At 63.3% G+C, this 16278-nt stretch carries 15 protein-coding genes and 1 pseudogene; 10 read left to right on the forward strand and 6 right to left on the reverse strand.

Features of this window, described 5'->3' with window-relative positions; translation table 11 throughout:
* Positions 1 to 218: 218 nt before the first annotated feature.
* From AC0L3X_RS06995 to AC0L3X_RS07005, 3 genes are all read right to left on the reverse strand, one after another.
* Positions 219 to 680: a hypothetical protein gene (locus AC0L3X_RS06995; RefSeq protein WP_063984844.1), complete on the reverse strand. Its 462-nt coding sequence runs from the start codon at positions 678 to 680 to the stop codon at positions 219 to 221.
* A 177-nt stretch (positions 681 to 857) separates the two neighbouring features.
* On the reverse strand, positions 858 to 1496 hold the full coding sequence (locus AC0L3X_RS07000; RefSeq protein WP_063984843.1) for a hypothetical protein: 639 nt from the start codon (positions 1494 to 1496) through the stop codon (positions 858 to 860).
* 9 nt (positions 1497 to 1505) lie between these two features.
* Positions 1506 to 2702, reverse strand: a complete 1197-nt coding sequence (locus tag AC0L3X_RS07005; protein WP_354095210.1) for a zinc metalloprotease — start codon at positions 2700 to 2702, stop codon at positions 1506 to 1508.
* A gap of 228 nt (positions 2703 to 2930) precedes the next feature.
* Between AC0L3X_RS07005 and AC0L3X_RS07010 the strand changes: the two genes are divergently transcribed.
* The 3 genes from AC0L3X_RS07010 (at position 2931) to AC0L3X_RS07020 (ending at position 6217) form a co-directional block, all read left to right on the forward strand.
* On the forward strand, positions 2931 to 3143 hold the full coding sequence (locus AC0L3X_RS07010) for a hypothetical protein (protein WP_063984842.1): 213 nt from the start codon (positions 2931 to 2933) through the stop codon (positions 3141 to 3143).
* Positions 3144 to 3212: 69 nt separating this feature from the next.
* Positions 3213 to 5207: a LodA/GoxA family CTQ-dependent oxidase gene (locus tag AC0L3X_RS07015; RefSeq protein WP_231144396.1), complete on the forward strand. Its 1995-nt coding sequence runs from the start codon at positions 3213 to 3215 to the stop codon at positions 5205 to 5207.
* An 8-nt stretch (positions 5208 to 5215) separates the two neighbouring features.
* Entirely contained in the window at positions 5216 to 6217 is a 1002-nt protein-coding gene (locus AC0L3X_RS07020; protein WP_231145225.1) for an NAD(P)/FAD-dependent oxidoreductase, read from the forward strand.
* Positions 6218 to 6367: 150 nt separating this feature from the next.
* On the opposite strand, the gene AC0L3X_RS07025 is transcribed toward AC0L3X_RS07020, so the two are convergent.
* On the reverse strand, positions 6368 to 7462 hold the full coding sequence (locus AC0L3X_RS07025) for an amidohydrolase family protein (RefSeq protein ID WP_063984839.1): 1095 nt from the start codon (positions 7460 to 7462) through the stop codon (positions 6368 to 6370).
* Positions 7463 to 7784: 322 nt separating this feature from the next.
* Here AC0L3X_RS07025 and AC0L3X_RS07030 point away from each other — a divergent pair, with 322 nt between their 5' ends.
* From AC0L3X_RS07030 to AC0L3X_RS07040, 3 genes are all read left to right on the forward strand, one after another.
* The gene (locus tag AC0L3X_RS07030) at positions 7785 to 8138 is read left to right on the forward strand and encodes a UBP-type zinc finger domain-containing protein (RefSeq protein WP_063984838.1); all 354 of its coding nucleotides are present in this window, start codon (positions 7785 to 7787) and stop codon (positions 8136 to 8138) included.
* Positions 8139 to 8477: 339 nt separating this feature from the next.
* Positions 8478 to 10382, forward strand: a complete 1905-nt coding sequence (locus AC0L3X_RS07035; RefSeq protein ID WP_231144397.1) for an AMP-binding protein — start codon at positions 8478 to 8480, stop codon at positions 10380 to 10382.
* A gap of 60 nt (positions 10383 to 10442) precedes the next feature.
* A complete protein-coding gene (locus tag AC0L3X_RS07040; protein WP_199877110.1) occupies positions 10443 to 10817 on the forward strand; it encodes a hypothetical protein in 375 nt (124 codons plus the stop codon).
* Here AC0L3X_RS07040 and AC0L3X_RS07045 read toward each other — a convergent pair.
* Positions 10786 to 11169, reverse strand: coding sequence for a YidH family protein (locus tag AC0L3X_RS07045; protein WP_473316330.1), 384 nt, complete (start codon positions 11167 to 11169; stop codon positions 10786 to 10788). The genes AC0L3X_RS07040 and AC0L3X_RS07045 overlap by 32 nt on opposite strands.
* A 97-nt stretch (positions 11170 to 11266) precedes the next feature.
* Complete coding sequence (locus tag AC0L3X_RS07050; protein ID WP_063984836.1) at positions 11267 to 12010, reverse strand: SDR family NAD(P)-dependent oxidoreductase; 744 nt, start codon at positions 12008 to 12010, stop codon at positions 11267 to 11269.
* A 145-nt stretch (positions 12011 to 12155) separates the two neighbouring features.
* Here AC0L3X_RS07050 and AC0L3X_RS07055 point away from each other — a divergent pair, with 145 nt between their 5' ends.
* From AC0L3X_RS07055 to AC0L3X_RS07070, 4 genes and pseudogenes are all read left to right on the forward strand, one after another.
* Positions 12156 to 12926, forward strand: a complete 771-nt coding sequence (locus AC0L3X_RS07055; RefSeq protein ID WP_063984835.1) for a methyltransferase domain-containing protein — start codon at positions 12156 to 12158, stop codon at positions 12924 to 12926.
* 211 nt (positions 12927 to 13137) lie between these two features.
* Positions 13138 to 14139 carry a DctP family TRAP transporter solute-binding subunit gene (locus AC0L3X_RS07060; RefSeq protein ID WP_063984834.1) on the forward strand — a complete coding sequence of 334 codons (1002 nt, stop codon included), beginning with the start codon at positions 13138 to 13140 and terminating at the stop codon, positions 14137 to 14139.
* 260 nt (positions 14140 to 14399) lie between these two features.
* Positions 14400 to 14747 (forward strand): annotated as a pseudogene (locus AC0L3X_RS07065) (TRAP transporter small permease); the annotation flags it as partial.
* 237 nt (positions 14748 to 14984) lie between these two features.
* Positions 14985 to 16268: a TRAP transporter large permease gene (locus AC0L3X_RS07070; protein WP_063986578.1), complete on the forward strand. Its 1284-nt coding sequence runs from the start codon at positions 14985 to 14987 to the stop codon at positions 16266 to 16268.
* Positions 16269 to 16278: the final 10 nt, after the last annotated feature.

Genomic DNA, 16278 nt, shown 5'->3' on the forward strand with positions numbered 1-16278 from the left:
CTCCCGCGCAACCAACACCCCCACTTGGCCCGGGGGGGTTGGTTGGGGGGGGGCTTTTTTTTTTTTTTTTTTGGGGGGGGGGGGGGGGTGGGTGGGGGGGGCCCGGGGGGGGGCGGGGGGGGGGGCCCCCCCCCCCCCCGGGCACAGGGGTGAATTGGCTCATCGGAGAATGGCGGCCCGTGGCGAGCCATCCTCCGAAGCGGCGAATACGTTTCCCGCTAGTAGGCCCAGTAGCTGCCGGTGGGCGGGCAATTGTCGCCGCCATAGCCATAGCCGTAATTGCCGCCGCCATAACCGTAATACGATGCGGCCGGGTAGCCATAGCCATAGGCGGGATAACCGCCAGAGTAGCCACCGTAGTACCCGCCATAGCCGCCGTAATAGGCGCTCCGCGCGATTGCGCCGCCGACGACCGCGCCGGCGGCCACACCGTAACCGAGGCCGCGATAGCCGTAGCCGCGATAACCCCAGCCGCCGCGGTAGCCCCAGCCGACGCCGCGATAGCCGTAGCCGCCGCCGCGCCAGCCGCCGACCCAGCGCACTTCGGTGGTGGTCTGATCGACCATCGATTTCATCGTCGAAAGATGCGTCGGGATCGGCCCGGCCTGAGCGATTGTGCCTGATAGCAGGGCGCCGGCTCCGGCGAGAACGAAGGTACGCAGGGAATTCGAGGATGTCATGATCGATCATCTCCTTGGCTTACGGGCGGCGCTTTCTGCGCGGTCGTACCCATTCCGGGATGGCAATGCCGCGGCGGGTTTGATCCAGATCAAGCGTCGACGGCGTATCCGGCCTGGACCTCGACGGGATCAATGTGCGATGCCGTCGGTAAGCACGCGCAGGCTCCTTGCGGGCGGCTACTTCAAGTCGACCGTATCTTCCGCGATGATTTCTTCGTCGAATCCGGTCGTTCGCAACACGCGTACCGCGGCACGTTTGGCGCCGGCGAACTGATTGCGATCGACGTCCACCTCGGGGGTGGGGCGACTCACAGCGATCGTGTCCCACGTCGACTTGTTGTCCGGCTTGACCTGGACCGAGTAGGTCACGCCGGCGACGGGCTGCAAACCGCCGAGCTGGTCGATCCTCAATGGTCGCCGGCTGGCTGCCGCAGCCCCGGCGAGCTCAAGTCCGAAGGTGGCGCCTGCGGTCGGCCCGGGAGGTGCCGCCCCGGCCTCGTACCGGCTGATCTCCTTCCCCTTGAGCTGGAGGCTTACCGACTTCATGCCGCTCACCCGCGGAAGGTCCGCCTGAATCAGACCGACTTCGTTCGGCCGGTCGGGTTCAGCAGATGACCGGCGGATCACGACTGGCTCACGGTAGACTTCCTTGCCGGTGCCGTCGTAAGCCACGAGTTCCACATCCTTGTCGGTGGCGGCGTCCGACGCGATGGTGGAGACCGACGGGTTCACATACATGATCTTGCCGTCACCAGCGGTCTTGTTGATGGTGGCGACGACGTGAACGAATGATCCGGTCTTGATTTCGGTCTTCATCGGATCCTCCTAAGCGACCGGCGGACCGAGGGCGTCCTCTTCCAAAAGCCGGGTCATTATCGCCTGGTAAGTGTACGCCGATAGCCACTGGTTGTCTGCATAGGTCATCACGTCGTGATATGTGAGCCCCGGCAACGCAGCGGCCGGCAAGCCGAGTTCGTGATCCCCGGTGTCGACACCGACATATTTGTTGTCCGGCTTGCTGATACAGCCGTTCTCATAAGGGAATGTCGGATCGCTCGCGTCCTGCGCGGCGGGGGGAAATCCCGGATGAAACCGGCCGAACGTATGTCCGAGTTCGTGAGCGCCGTACCAGTCGGCGTATGACGCGTCGCGATCGCCGGCAAATCCGTTCGGCACGCCCGCGGGTCCGGAAGCGACGGTGTCCGGCTGGGGCGTGCCCGGAATGGCGAACGCCTTTCCTCGCATGAAGTTGTTGGACGCGTTATCGTCGACGAGACCGTAATAGTGCGTGCGCGGGTCGACGCCGCTGCTCACCTCGCGGCTTCGCAGCGCGGCGATCTGGGCATTGGCGAGATCGACCGTCGAGTCGTCGAACGGCGCGGCAAAATCCGCGTCCACCACCATGTGGGACCATTCGAGCGCGGCGACAGGATAGGCGCGGTTGAGAAACGACTTGAGATACGAAAAGTGGACCGCAGCGGGGGTGACGGTCGTTGTGCCCGCCCTGTATCGAAGACCGATCACCCGGATGCGCAGCGGCGGCGCCGCCGCGAATGTTACGGGCGCGATGTTGAACGCCGCCGCCGGAAGGTCGCCGCCTCCGGGCTGAAAGATGCGGCTGATGCGCAAGTTGAGTGTGCCCGCGCCGATGGCCGCGGCCGGCAGGCGGAAGTTCAGGCTCTTGTCGATGTCTTCCCGCTGTTCGCGGAGACTGAAGGGCGAGCCCGGGTCCACCCGAAGCGAGTTGAGGGCCGGGACGAACGTGTCGCCTCCGCCGCTCCGGCTCCACGCAATTTCCGCGGTGATCTGACCGGGCTGCGACACCGAAGTCGGCTCAAGATAGAGGCGAACGAGCGTCGCCTTATCGGCGACCAGCGGCACCGAATTCGTCACGTCCTGAACACACTGGACGATCTCGACGCCGCGCACCTGCACGCCGGTCTGCGGCTGAGCAAGGCCGAGCGGGCGGCGCTTGCGAGGTTTGAGTCTGGGAACGCCCGAGCCGCGATGCACGCACATCATGCACATGGTGTTGTTCCGGCTTTGATGACCCGTAACGCGAGCTTCGCTTTGTCGCGTGGACTTTAGGTCTACATTGATACTATACTACTCGCTATAATTGAACAAAGCCAACCCTGCGGATCGGTCATTTGGACGCAGCGCGGTTGACATAGCCTGTTGTCGGAGCCGGTCGCGAAAGGCCCCCGCACAGCAAGTTCTGCGGCGAATTATTTGCGCGGAGGACGTTCGATGCTGCATCGCTTTCAGTCGCGTGGGCTCGGCGCGGCAGCTGCTCCGCAGAGCACCGCGCCGCCACGTTCGGAGTTCGAGCCGATCGAGGACATCCGCGCCTCGTTCATCGACAAATTCCAGAGGCGGCGGATCGAGGCCGGCGAGAAGCCCGCCGCCGTGAGGCGCAGCCTGAACGGACAGCCGATCGACGAGCCGGACCATCCGCGCTGATGGCCTCGCGGCAAGTCTCGTGCGACGCCTCCGTTTTTGGACAATCCCTTTTGATATCGAGGTCAGACGATGATCGATCCAAACGCAATTGCAGCGTTGAAAGTCTATCCGCCCATCGGCGTCGCCCGCGTTGGCAACGCGCAAGGCGCCGGCGACTACGTCATCGGCCCCGAGATGATCGGCGGTGCGTCGACCTTGCCCGGCACGACGCCGGAACAGCCGGCTCGCTTTGTCGAGGACTTTCGCACCGCGAACGGAGAGATCAAGCGGCAAGCCGCGCGCTTCCGCATCTACGCCCACATGAAGGACGGCAGTGTGCAGGAGGTGACCGCTGCGTCCGCGAAGATCGAGTGGCGCGTCTGCATCGCAAACCTCAAGGCCGGCTGGTACGAGTTCAACCAGGCAATGGACCTCGGCCCGCTGAGCCAGAGCGCGTTGCAGCGAAATCGCGAGCTGGTTTTGCCGGACGCCAGGTGGAAGCTCGACATCACGCCAACCCCGCGAAGCATCGTGGGGCAGGGGGCTGGCCCGATCAGGCTGGACGATGGCGCGTTCTGGGCTTCGCCGGTCTATCTCGGCGAGCTTCGTACCGACGAGGAGGGGCGGCTGATCTTCCTCGGCGGCAATGGAGTTTCGCGGCCGTTCCGCAAAGGGACCCGGCCCCTGACTTTCGCCAACAATCCAGGTTGGCACGATGACGTCAGCGACGGGCCGGTGCGGGCGCAAGTGACATTTGCGGGGCATGCACCGATCGATGCGGAGCCCGGCTATGTCTGCGTTACGCCGCCGAATTACGCGCCGGGGCTGTTCTGTCTCGTAACGATGGACGACGTGGTGCGGGAGGTGTTCTACGACAAGGGCTGGATTCCACGACCGGTCAAGACCTCGTTCGTCAACGACGTGCAACCAATCTTTCAGCGCCTGACCGGACTGCAATGGGTCAACCACGGGCTCTTCGTCGTTCATGGTTTTGGCTCGCCGCTCGACGCGCAGAATGCGCAAGTCCTCGCCAAGCTCAACGACGCGTCTGCTGCGAATGCGGCGTGGCGCGCGGCCGTGCTGGCGTTGTTTCGCGATCCAGGCGCGAGCGGCGCACTGATCGAAGATCAGATAGCGCAGGTGTTCGGCGATGCGGTCGACCAATTCTTCGAAGGTCCGCCGAAGCCTTCGAATTCGCTGCTTGCCGTGACGAAGACCCAGTACGCGCACCTCAAGCGCTGGGCTGCTGGAACATTCGACGCCGACGGGCCGTCGCACCAGCCGCCGCAGGCGCAGGACTTCGATGCCCTGCCTCCCGAGGTCCAGGTCAAGCATCTCGAGCGCGCATCCTTGCACGATTGTCTCGGCGGCCCGTTCCATCCCGCGATGGAGATGACATGGGTGATGCGGATTCCGCTGATGTGGACATCGGCGTATCGGCTGAAGGTCCTGGCCGGTGAGCAACCAGCGCGGCAGGACTTCGGGGGGACTCTCACGCCGGCGGTCTGCACCGGCGCGAACGGCCCACACGACGGTGTTGCCGCAGGCTGCCTCACCCGTTTCCTCGGCGTGCCCTGGCAGACCGATCATACCTCGTGCAATTCGGCGGCCGACTACTTCCCGTCGACGTTCCTGTCGATGCCGACGTTCTGGGGACCGCGTGCCCCGGATCAGGTTCTGGCAGACGGAAACTATCTGCGTGCGGCCGCCATCGCGCCTCTCGGCCAGGCGACGCAACAGCAGACCTTCAAGCACCTGATGAACCGGGTCGACTGGTTGCGCGACATCCGCGGCAACGATTACTATGACCGCCTGTCGAACATGATTGCGGAATGGTCCGAGCTCGGCATGGTGTTGCCGGTGAAGAACGCGCCTGCATCTCTGCCGGTGCAGGATCTGCGGGTCGAGCAGGGACGCCGCGACAACAACGGGCCGATCGATGTCACGGCCGATCCGAAGTACCACGCGGTCGAAGACATGGAGAGCCTTTTCTTGCCGCAGACGACGGCAGGCCTGGCGCAGCGGCGCGGTGCACGCAAGACGGCTCCCCCGCCGAAGCGGACCTATCGCCCGGGCGAGATCTGACCTTGGACGTGCTGCGCACCGACTGTCTCGTGGTCGGCGCGGGGCCTGCCGGCTTGACCGCCGCACGCCTGCTGGCCCTTAGGGGCCGCACGGTCATTCTCGCAGATTCCGGCGTCAAGCCGACGACGCGGCTTGAGCTCCTTGCTCCGGCCTCGCTCGTCACTGTCGCGGCGGTGGGACTTGAACATCTGCTCGACGATCCGGAGATCGCCCGAGCCTGTCTCGGGATTCGGCGAACACACCGTTCGGGCGCGTCGGACTACGAGGACTTTCTGCGTCATCCCTGCCGCGTCGGGTATGTGGTCGATCGCGCCCGTTTCGACGAGCGCCTTCGCGACGAGGCTGTCGCCGTCGGGGTTACATTTTATGGGCTGCGCGCAATCGGCGTCACGCCGGACCGCGGCGTTATCTGTCGTGCGAGTGATAGCGCTGGGGCGAAGGTCGTCCTTGCGGAGGTCGTCGTCGATGCAACGGGTCGCGCCGCCGCGATTGCGCGGCGCCGGGGCGCGCGCGTGGCCGCCCGGGATCGCATGGTCGCCGAACTGGTCGAGGATGCGGCTGATGGCGCGCCGGCCGGTTCCGCATCGTGGCTCGAATACAGCAGCGATGGACCGACCTGGTCTTATCGCATCCATGGACCGCAAGGGCGTGTGCAGACTTGGCGCATTCGCAGATCCGGCACATCGGCGGGAGATGCGCTGCTCAGCGTGGACGCGTCTGCTTGCCTCCTCTCGGAGGCCGCGGGCGAAGGTTGGATTGCAGTGGGCGATGCGGCGATGGCGTTCGATCCGATTGCCTCTCAGGGCCTGTTCAACGCATTGTCGTCCGCCTTGGTCGCGACGGGTGCGCTGTTGTCGGCCGATCGGCTGAGCCCGACCTCGGCGCGATTGTATTCCGACGCGGTCGCCACAACGTTCCTTCACTGCGAAGCAGGCCGTATCAGCGTCTATGGCGCCATGCCTCCGGCGCCGCAGTCATCGGCCGACCCGGCAAGAACGATCGCGCAATGAAGCATGATTTCGCGGGCCGATCGGGCTCCGCCGCCCGCCCCCGAGAACTGATACCTCCGCAACCCTCCATCCACGGGCACGATGTCATCGTGGCAGCAATCGGGAGCAGGGCCCGGGCGAAACCCGCGCCACGCTTTTCCGGATTATGCTCTAAGTGTGCAGCCGGGGAACGAGACGTGCCGCGTTCTGATGGCCGATCGCGTCGAGATCGTCTGTCGAGAGGCCAAGCTTCTGCAACTGCGCGAACTGGCCAAGGCCGAAATACGGATAGTCGCTGCCATAGGTGATCTGCGAGGCGGGCACGAGCTTGAGCAGCGCGGCCATGGAGGGCGCGAAAGTCGCATTCGCGGTGTCGTAGTGAAGCCGGCGTAGTTCGCCTTCGATTCCGTCCGGCGCAAACTCCTTCAGGTCGGGCCGCGCCCCATAGAACGAATTGATGCGCCCGGCCATCATCGGAATCGTGCCGCCGGCGTGCGAGAACAGCCATTTGATGTCGCGATGGCGGGCAAATGCGCCGCTGAGCAGAAGGCTCGTCACGGTCCGTGTGGTGTCGTGCGGGACTTCGATCACCGCCGGAAACGTGCCGACGCTGAGCGCGCTACAGCAACTCGCGACCAGCGGATGCACATACACGACCGCCTTGCGACGGTTCAGCTCCTCGAACACCGGCCTGTAGGCGGCATTGCCGAGCCATTTGTCGCCGTAGCTGCTTTGCAGCCCGATCCCGTCCGCCTTCAGCGTGTCGAACGCATATTCGATCTCCCTGAGCGTGGCATCGACGTCCTGCATCGACAAGGTCGCGAACAGGCCGAAACGGCCCGGATGGTCGCGCATCATGTCGGCCGCGTACTCGTTGCAGGCGCGCGCAAGCCGGCCGGCTTCCGCCGGCCCGAGGTCGAACCACACGCCGGGCGTGGAGGCGACCGACAGGATGCCTGTGCGTATGCCATTGCGGTCCATGTCCTCGACGAGCTTCTCGCGGGTCCAGGCCACCTGGCCGGGAAAGTGCGGCTGCTTGCGTGCGTCTTCGTAGCCAAGCCAGAGCTTTTGATACTCAGGCGGATAGAAATGAAGGTGAGTATCGATCAGCGCCGGCTTGGCCTGTCCGTGTACCGCAACGGCGGGGATGGCCGAGGCAAGGCCAACTGCACCGACGCCAGCGAGAAAGCCGCGGCGCGACGAGGGCGGGCCGTAGCAGGTGGGGCAGGCGTGATGCCCTCGAGATTTTTGATCCCATTTGTTCATGTTGCACGTCTCCCGTGACGAACTGGCAAAGCCAAGGCCTGTGGTGCTTCTATCGGCAGAACGTTTCGTCCCTCCGCTGTCTGTGGTGCGGCCGCAGCGGGGCAATGATTGTTGGGGATTGGAATACGCCGATTTTTCGTCGCCGAACGATGCCTCGCGTCACGCCTGTGCATCGCCGCCGCAACTTTGTGTGAACGCCTCTCCAATTCTCCCGCGAGATGCTCCCTGATGTCGCGAGGTTGACCCGTCGGGCGAAACACTGGCAAAATGCGATGGCGGCGAAGATTTGCGATGACCGCAATCACTTTCAGTGAGTGGATCGATGAAGTCTGACAGGGATGGCATCAACCTCGCGGCCAAGCCAAGCGGAACGGGTTGCGTGGAATGCTCGGCTGCTGGCGGATGGTGGTTTCATCTTCGCAGATGTGTCGAATGCGGTTACATCGGCTGCTGTGATACGTCACCCAATCAGCATGCAACGAAGCATAACGCGGCGACGGGTCACCCGATCATCACGAGCTTCGAGCCGGGCGAACGGTGGTTTTACGACTATCGCACGGGACAGCCCTTCGCGGGCCCGAAGCTGCAAGGCCCGCACGCGCATCCGTTGGACCAGCCGGTGCCCGGGCCGGACGGCGCGGTGCCTTCAGACTGGCAATCGCTGCTGCATGAATAGGTCGCAGCCTCTGGCAACTGGTCCATAGCCGACGAGCGCGTTTAGCAGCGGGGCTGCTTCCTGGCATCGCGCGTGAACTCACGGGCGGACGTCTTGCGCGAACTCTCGGCACCCGTGAATCCCCCATTGGAACCCTCACTGGTGTCCGTGGCGCCGGATTAGCGACATTGCAAATGCAACGCGATCCTCGCGAAGATGAAATTCTCACGCAACGTAGCATCGAGATATTGCCCTCCCGACGTTCTGCAGGAGCCTCATTGCGCGTGAGGACTACAGATCGTTTGCGTCGATCGCCGCCGCCTCAGCCGGGCCTTCGCGGATATCGAAAGGAGAACGCCTGTGCAGCCTGCTCTCGACCATCCTGCTTCCACGCCATATTGTTCTATGCCTTCACCACCGACCGACATCGAGGTCACGAGAAGGGATGACGGCACCCTGATATTGCGATCGCGGATTATGCTCGCTGGAGTGAGCGGGACGATTTGCGCATACCTTCCCCACTGGGCTCAGGAAACGCCGGACCGCGTCTTTCTCGCGCAACGAACCCGCGACAATGCATGGCAGTCGATCAGCTATGGCGAATTCTGGTCTCGAGTGCGCTCGGTCGGGCAGGCGCTGATTGATCGGGGTGGCGCAGCGGGCGATACGCTGGCCATCCTGTCCGGCAATTCGATCGAGAATGCGGTGATCCAGTTCGCCGCGATGTCGATCGGTCTGCAGGTTGCGCCGATCTCGCCAAGCTACAGTCTTCTGCCAGGTGGCCTCAGCCGCATCGAAGACATCGCGAAGGTCCTCACGCCGAAGTTTGTGTTTGCCCAGAAGGCGGATCCCTTCGTGCAAGCCCGTGCCATCCCCGGCTTTGCGCAGGCCGAATGGATAACGGCGGAAGAGGCGGCGGATACCACGCCGCTGTCGGAGCTATCCGCCGCGAAACCGGGTCACGCGTTTGAGGCGGCGTTCGCAGCACTCGGACCGGAGACCGTCGGCAGAATCCTGTTCACGTCGGGATCGACCGGCTCTCCCAAGGGAGTGATCAATACCCATCGCATGATGTCGAGCGTGCTGCAGATGGCCGCTCAGGTCACGCCGGTCTCGCAGCCCCTGGTTCAGATCGAATGGCTGCCCTGGCATCATACCATGGGCTGCAACGTCATACTGAATGGGATTCTGAAGAACGGCGGCTCTCTCTATATCGACGATGGCCGACCGACGCCCGAAGCGTTTCATCGAACAATCGCCAATCTGCACGACGTTTCTCCGACGGCCTCATTCAATGTCCCAACCGGTTACGCGTTGTTATGCGCCGCGCTCGGCGAGGATCCAGACCTGAGGCGGAAGTTCTTCCATCGCATCGACAGAATGATTTTCGGGGGCGCGGCGATCCCGGCGTCCGTAATGGCAACGCTTCAGGAATATGCAATCGAAGTCCGCGGCGAGCGAGTTCCGATTTTGGCCGGATACGGTGCCACGGAAGCCGGGCCGACCATCTGCGTGTCTTATCGACCGTGCGAAGCGCCGGGAGAGATCGGCTTGCCCGCACCCGGCATCGAACTCAAGCTGGTTCCGGCGATGGACGGTTACGAGGCGCGGGTCCGTGGCCCGAACGTCATGCCCGGTTATCTCGGATTACCCGAATTGTCCGCGGCAGCATTCGACGAAGAGGGCTTCTATCGGGTAGGCGACGCGGTCTCGTTCATCGATCCCGCCGATCTCTGCCGCGGCCTGAGGTTTTCCGGGCGTCTCTCGGAGAATTTCAAAATGATGACAGGCACGTGGGTGCTCGTCGGCGAGCTGCGTGCCGCCATCCTGAACCGGATGGGCGGCGTGCTGCAGGATCTGGTCATCGGAGGCGAGGGCCGCGATTCTCTCGTCGCGCTGGTATGGCTCAATCCGGACCGTGCAAGGCGACATGCTAACGGCGCAGCAGGCGCGGATTCCGGTGACACCCTTTCATTGGATTCCGGCGTTCGCGCATACGTCCATCGGGTCTTGACCGAGCATAACCTGGCGGCAGCGACCAACGCGCGGATATCGGCCGTTGCCATCCAGATCCAGCCGCTGTCGCTCGCGGCAGGCGAGACAACGGACAAGGGCTACATCAATCAGCGCGGGGTCCTGAAGAACCGTTCCGCCATTCTCGACAGTCTCTATAGCGGAGCAGCCTCGCCGCACATCATCCGGCTTGCCTCTCATCCACGCGCGTTGTCGACGGCAGGAAATGCAGTCACGTCGACTGATGCATGACCAGAGAGCCCGGCCGCCGACCTTCCGAGTGTGTTTCTTAAAGGGACCGCCTCTGCGTCATTGACGGCGGCGACGCCAGTAGATGTGGACGAGTGTGCGGCGAACGCCGCAACCCCAACGCACCGCCGCGGCGATGCCGCAGCCGGCACTGCCTTTCATTCAACCCGCGAAGCCCAAACTCTCACCATTGGCCTCGGCTTGCTCGTTTCGGCGGCTTGGAATATGTATAGACATGCGGTCCATCATCGCGGCCGCAACATCACGTCAGTCAACACCGAGGTCGGCCCCGATATGATCCTGATGGACGAGCCGTTCGGCGCTCTCGATGCCCAGACCCGTATGGTGATGCAAAGCGATCTCCAGACGTTGTCGATGGAAGCCGGCGCCACCGCTAGGTCCAAAGTCAGAGCGCAAAATAGACGGTCATCGCTGTAACGATCAGGCCCAGCACAACGGCGAGCACCAGTTCTGTCTTGATGCCGCCGGCGGAATGAGATTGTGCATCGTCAATCAATCGGCCAGTCCTGATGAAGCGAAAGAGCGAAATCACGATGATTGCGATCCCGATCGCGATCAGCGCGAGGCCGTCATAGTGACTGAACGCTCCCGTGAAGCGATCGAATTGCAGTCGGGACCCGATCTCCGTCCTGTTGGCTTCAGCGATAGTTCGGACGAAGAGGTTGAATTTCTCGACGACAAAGCCAAACGCGATGATTGCGATGCCCGTCCTGACCCAGGCGAGAAAAGTCCGCTCGTTTGCCGCGTGGTCTGAGTATCTCTCGATCATCGAGACCTCTCTGGATGTTGTCGATGGGTTTCGTTGCGCGCTATTCCCGCAGGAGCGGAGCGGCGGGGCGCACTGTATGCGAAGCCAGGGCAAGCCCTCAGAACTGATACCGCCGCAGCCCCCCATCCACCGGGATCACCGTGCCCGTGATGTACCTTGCCACCGGTGACGCCAGAAACACCGCGAGCGCCGCGAGGTCCTCCGGCTCGCCCCAATAGCCGACCGGGATCTCTTCCTCCGCAAAGCGCTCGCGATAATCCGGCGGATAGTTGCGGCGGATCTGCTCGCTCATGATGCGGCCGGGCGGGATGCAGTTGATGGTGATGCCGTGCTCGCCGATCTCGCGCGACAGGCCCTTGGCCCAGGCGTGCACGGCGGCCTTTGCTGCGAAGGCGGCGTTGAGGCCCTCCGGCTCGGACTTGCCGGTGATGTTGACGATGCGGCCCCATTTGCGTTCGATCATCTGCGGCAGCAGCGCATGCGCGATGCGGCGGTAACTGGTGAAGTTCAGCGCGATCGCCTCGTCCCATTTGCTGTCGGGCGCATCGACGGGAAGGGGGCGGCTGCCGCCGGCATTGTTGATGAGGATGTCGACATGGCCGAGCTCTTTGAGCGCAAAGGCCGCGATGTTCTCCGCGGCGTCCTTGGCCATCACGTCCTGCTCGAACGGCGTGATCAGGCCGGAGCCGACTTCCTGCACCAGCTCGGCAAGGAGATCAGTGCGCCGCGCCACGCCGACGACGCGGACGCCTTCGGCAGCCAGGCCCTTGGCGATGGCGCGGCCGATGCCGATGCTCGCGCCTGTCACGACTGCGGTTTTCGATTTGAGCCCGAGGTCCATGGTCACACGCTCTCTTGTTTGCTTTTTGCTTCTTGTCGTTCGTTTCCTGCCCGTCCCGCCGGCTTCGCGAATTGCCTGAGCGGGACGAGCAGTGGTAACCAAGAGCCTCGACGAAGGAAACACGAAAAAGAAAAGGCGTTGAGCAATGGTCTGGGATCCGCAGCAATATCTGAAATTCTCCGGCCATCGGCTTCGGCCCGCCGTCGACCTGTTGATGCGGATTCCGGATTTCGCCCCGCGCGCGATCGCCGATCTCGGGGCAGGGGCCGGCAACGTGACAAAACTGATCAAGGAACGCTGGCCGGACGCGACCGTGACCGGTGTCGAGGGCTCGGCCGAGATGGTGGCCGCGGGCCGCAAGGCGGCGCCGGATGTGGAATGGTCGCACGAGGATCTCGGCCATTGGCGCCCCGCCAGGCAATACGATTTGATCTATTCCAATGCCGCACTGCACTGGCTGCCCGATCATGCGGCACTGTTTCCGTCAGTCATGGAGAAGGTGACGCCCGGCGGCATGCTTGCGGTGCAGATGCCGCGCAACTTCCTCGCGCTATCGCATGTGCTGATCGGCGAGACGGCGCTGAACGGCCCGTGGCGGTCAAAGGTCGAGCATCTCGTTACCCCGCCGCCGGTCGAAGGGCCGGCCTTCTATCATGATCTACTCGCGCCGCTTTCCCAGAACGTCGACATCTGGGAGACCGAATATCTGCAGGTGCTCGAAGGCGACAATCCCGTGAAGGAATGGACCAAGGGGACCTGGTTGACGCGCTATCTCGACATCCTGCAGGGCGACGAGAAGGCCGCGTTCGAGGCCGCCTATGGCGAGCGGGTGGCGAAGGCCTATCCGAAGAATGCGGCGGGGCAGACGCTGTTTCCGTTCCGGCGTCTGTTCATGGTCGCCCAGCGCAAGGACTGATCGCACTGCCGCAATGCGACATAACCGTTCGCAACCCGGGACTGGGAGCGGGTCCCGGGTTGCACGGACAACAGCCGTCAAGCTAGCTTGCCTGTGGCAAATTGGGCTTAGGTCTAGTTGTTCGGGTGGTGGATTGCTGCCACTACTGGGCTGCAAACCGGGCTGCAAAACAAAAAGAACCCGGTTTTAGAGGTTGTTGGGAGGTTACTTCATGCGCAAGCTGCTTCTTGCGGTCGCCGCCGCAGGTATTCTCGTGGCCCCAGCCGTGGCACAGGCCCAGAGCCCTGTTGTCATCAAGTTCAGCCACGTGGTCGCCAACGACACCCCGAAGGGCAAGGGCGCGCTGAAGTTCAAGGAACTCGCCGAGAAGTACACCGACGGCAAGGTCAAGATCGAAGTCTATCCGAACTCCTCGCTCTACAAGGACAAGGAGGAGATCGAGGCGCTCCAGCTCGGTTCGGTGCAGATGCTGGCACCCTCGACCGCGAAATTCGCGCCGCTCGGCATCAAGGAATTCGAGGCGCTCGACCTGCCCTGGCTGTTCAAGGACGACGAGACCTATTCCAACGCGATGAAGGGCACGATCGGCAAGTGGCTGTTCCAGAAGCTCGAGGCCAAGGGCATCACCGGGCTCGCGTATTGGGACAACGGCTTCCACATGGTGTCGTCGAATCGCGCGTTGATGAAGCCTGAGGATTTCAAGGGCCTGAAATTCCGCATCTCCGGATCGAAGATCGCGGACCAGTATTTCCGCCTGATGGGCTCGATCCCGCAGATCATGGCGTTCTCCGAAGTCTACCAGGCGCTGCAAACCGGCGTGGTCGACGGCTGCGAGAACACCGCGTCGAACTACCTGACCCAGAAGTTCTACGAGGTGCAGAAGGACATCACAGTGTCCTATCACGCGCATCTGCAATATGCGGTCATCGTCAACTCGAAATTCTGGTCCGGCCTGCCGCCCGACATCCGCACCCAGCTCGAGAAGGCGATGGTGGATGCAACCGAGTACACCAACCAGATCGCGCACCAGGAGAACGAGGACGCGCTGGCCGAGATCAAGAAGGCGGGCAAGACCAAGCTGCATTATCTGACTGACGCCGACCGCAAGGCGTGGCAGGAATCGATGCGGCCGACTTATACATGGGCAAAGGGTCGGGTCGGGCAGGAGGTGCTCGATCTCGTCGCCAAGGAACTCGACGTCAAGATGAACTGACGCGTTTTCCGCAAGGACAATACGAACGGTCGGGAGTGTGCGCACTTCCGGCCGTTTCGCATCGATAGGGGGACTTTGATTTGCTTCGCGTGCTCAATCAGGCGCTCAACCATCTCGAAGAATGGCTGATCGCGACGCTCATCGCGGCTGCAACCGGGTTGATCTTCATCGCCGTGGTGCACCGTTACGGCGCAGGCGAATCGATCGTCCTCTCCAGATGGGCGGCTGCGCACGGGATGAACTGGCTCGCGACGCTGTCGATGGCGGTGTTCACCTTCCTGTCCGAGCTCGACCTGTCTTGGGCGCAGGAACTCTGCATCTACATGTTCATCTGGATGGCGAAGTTCGGCGCGGCCTATGGCGTGCGCACCGGCATCCATGTCGGCGTCGACCTGCTCGTCAACCGCCTGCCCGAACATTCGCGCAAGCACGTGATCCTGTTCTCGCTGCTGTGCGGCGCGCTGTTCACGGGCATGATCGCGGCCTTCGGCGCCTCCTTCGTCGCCGAGATGTTCAAGACCGGCCAGCAGTCCAATGACCTGGAAGCGCCGATGTGGTTCGTCTATCTGGCGATCCCGCTCGGCTCGGGCCTGATGTGCTTCCGCTTCCTCCAGGTCTCGTGGTCCTACTACTGGACCGGCCATCTGCCGCATCACGACGAGAGCCATGTCGAGGGCGTGGAGGCCGACGTCTCGCCGGCGCTGCATCCGCAGCCCGCCGGCGCGGCGACCAGGGCCGCCGCGCGAAAAGTGTCGCCGCTCGGCGTCATCCTGATCATGGCGCCGATCCTGATCTTCGCGATGTGTCTCGCCGAGAAGTTTGGCGTGGTGGTGCTGCCGCACTGGATGCGTGCCGCGACCGTGTTCGCGCTGCTGATCGCGCTGATGCTGACCGGCATCCCGGTCTCGATCGCGCTTGGCCTCACCGTGATGACGTTCCTGTTCACGCTGACCACGGTGCCGATCGAAGCGGTCTCGATGAAGCTCTTCACCGGCATCGAGGGGTTCGAGATCATGGCGATCCCGTTCTTCATCCTCGCCGGCAATTTCCTCACCCATGGCGGCGTCGCGCGCCGCATGATCAATTTCGCGACCTCGCTGATCGGCCACTGGCACGGCGGTCTCGGCCTTGCCGGCATCGTCGCCTGCGCGATGTTCGCGCTGGTCTGCGGCTCGAGCGTCGCGACCGTTGCCGCGATCGGCGCGATCGTGCTGCCGGAGATGGTCCGCCACGGCTATCCCATGCATTTCGGCGCCGGCATCATCACCGTTGCCGGCTCGCTCGGCATCCTGATGCTGCCGTCGATACCGAAGATCGTCTATGCGGTCTCCACCAATACCTCGATCGGCGCGCTGTTCGTCGCGGGCCTGCTGCCGGGCATCATGCTGACGACGATGCTCTGCATCGTCACCTGGTGGCTCGCACGCAAGCGCGACTATCCACGCCTGCCGAAGGCGAGCTGGGGCGAGACCGTCCGCACCTTCCGCGAGAGCATCTGGGGATTGATGCTGGTCGTCATCATCATCGGCGGCATCTACAGCGGCCTGTTCACCGCCACCGAGGCGGCCGCGATGGCTGCGGTCTACTCCTTTATCATCGCGGTGTTTGTCTACAAGGCGATCAAGATCGTGGACGTGCCGCGGGTGCTGCTGCGCGCCGCCAACACCAGCGCGATGCTGCTCTACATCGTCACCAACGCGGTGCTGTTCTCCTTCGTGCTCTCCAACGAGAACCTGCCGGCGACCTTGGCCGACTGGATCGCGGCGCAGAACCTCGGCTGGGTCGGCTTCCTGCTGGTCGTCAACATCCTCCTGCTGCTCGCCGGCAATTTCATGGAGCCGAACTCGATCATCCTGATCATGGCGCCGATCCTGGCGCCGGCGGCCAAGAAGCTCGGCATCGACCTCGTGCATTTCGGCATCGTGATGGACGTCAACATGGAGGTCGGCCTCTGCCATCCGCCTGTCGGGTTAAATCTCTATGTCGCCTCGATGATAGCGCGCATGCGAATAACCGAGCTCGCGGTCGCCGTGTTGCCGTGGCTCATCACCATGCTCGGCTTCCTCGTCATCGTGACGTATTGGCCCGATTTGACGCTGTGGCTGCCGCGGGTGCTGGGGATGCATTAGCGCCGCGGGC

Source organism: Bradyrhizobium sp. MI1.7, assembly GCF_055811795.1.

What these genes read in the sequence shown, in the direction of transcription:
- AC0L3X_RS06995 (WP_063984844.1), bottom strand. Translation starts at nt 680, where the DNA reads ATGACATCCTCGAATTCCCTGCGTACCTTCGTTCTCGCCGGAGCCGGC.
- AC0L3X_RS07000 (WP_063984843.1), bottom strand. Translation starts at nt 1,496, where the DNA reads ATGAAGACCGAAATCAAGACCGGATCATTCGTTCACGTCGTCGCCACC.
- AC0L3X_RS07005 (WP_354095210.1), bottom strand. Translation starts at nt 2,702, where the DNA reads ATGATGTGCGTGCATCGCGGCTCGGGCGTTCCCAGACTCAAACCTCGC.
- AC0L3X_RS07010 (WP_063984842.1), top strand. Translation starts at nt 2,931, where the DNA reads ATGCTGCATCGCTTTCAGTCGCGTGGGCTCGGCGCGGCAGCTGCTCCG.
- AC0L3X_RS07015 (WP_231144396.1), top strand. Translation starts at nt 3,213, where the DNA reads ATGATCGATCCAAACGCAATTGCAGCGTTGAAAGTCTATCCGCCCATC.
- AC0L3X_RS07025 (WP_063984839.1), bottom strand. Translation starts at nt 7,462, where the DNA reads ATGAACAAATGGGATCAAAAATCTCGAGGGCATCACGCCTGCCCCACC.
- AC0L3X_RS07030 (WP_063984838.1), top strand. Translation starts at nt 7,785, where the DNA reads ATGAAGTCTGACAGGGATGGCATCAACCTCGCGGCCAAGCCAAGCGGA.
- AC0L3X_RS07045 (WP_473316330.1), bottom strand. Translation starts at nt 11,169, where the DNA reads ATGATCGAGAGATACTCAGACCACGCGGCAAACGAGCGGACTTTTCTC.
- AC0L3X_RS07050 (WP_063984836.1), bottom strand. Translation starts at nt 12,010, where the DNA reads ATGGACCTCGGGCTCAAATCGAAAACCGCAGTCGTGACAGGCGCGAGC.
- AC0L3X_RS07055 (WP_063984835.1), top strand. Translation starts at nt 12,156, where the DNA reads ATGGTCTGGGATCCGCAGCAATATCTGAAATTCTCCGGCCATCGGCTT.
- AC0L3X_RS07060 (WP_063984834.1), top strand. Translation starts at nt 13,138, where the DNA reads ATGCGCAAGCTGCTTCTTGCGGTCGCCGCCGCAGGTATTCTCGTGGCC.
- AC0L3X_RS07070 (WP_063986578.1), top strand. Translation starts at nt 14,985, where the DNA reads ATGCGTGCCGCGACCGTGTTCGCGCTGCTGATCGCGCTGATGCTGACC.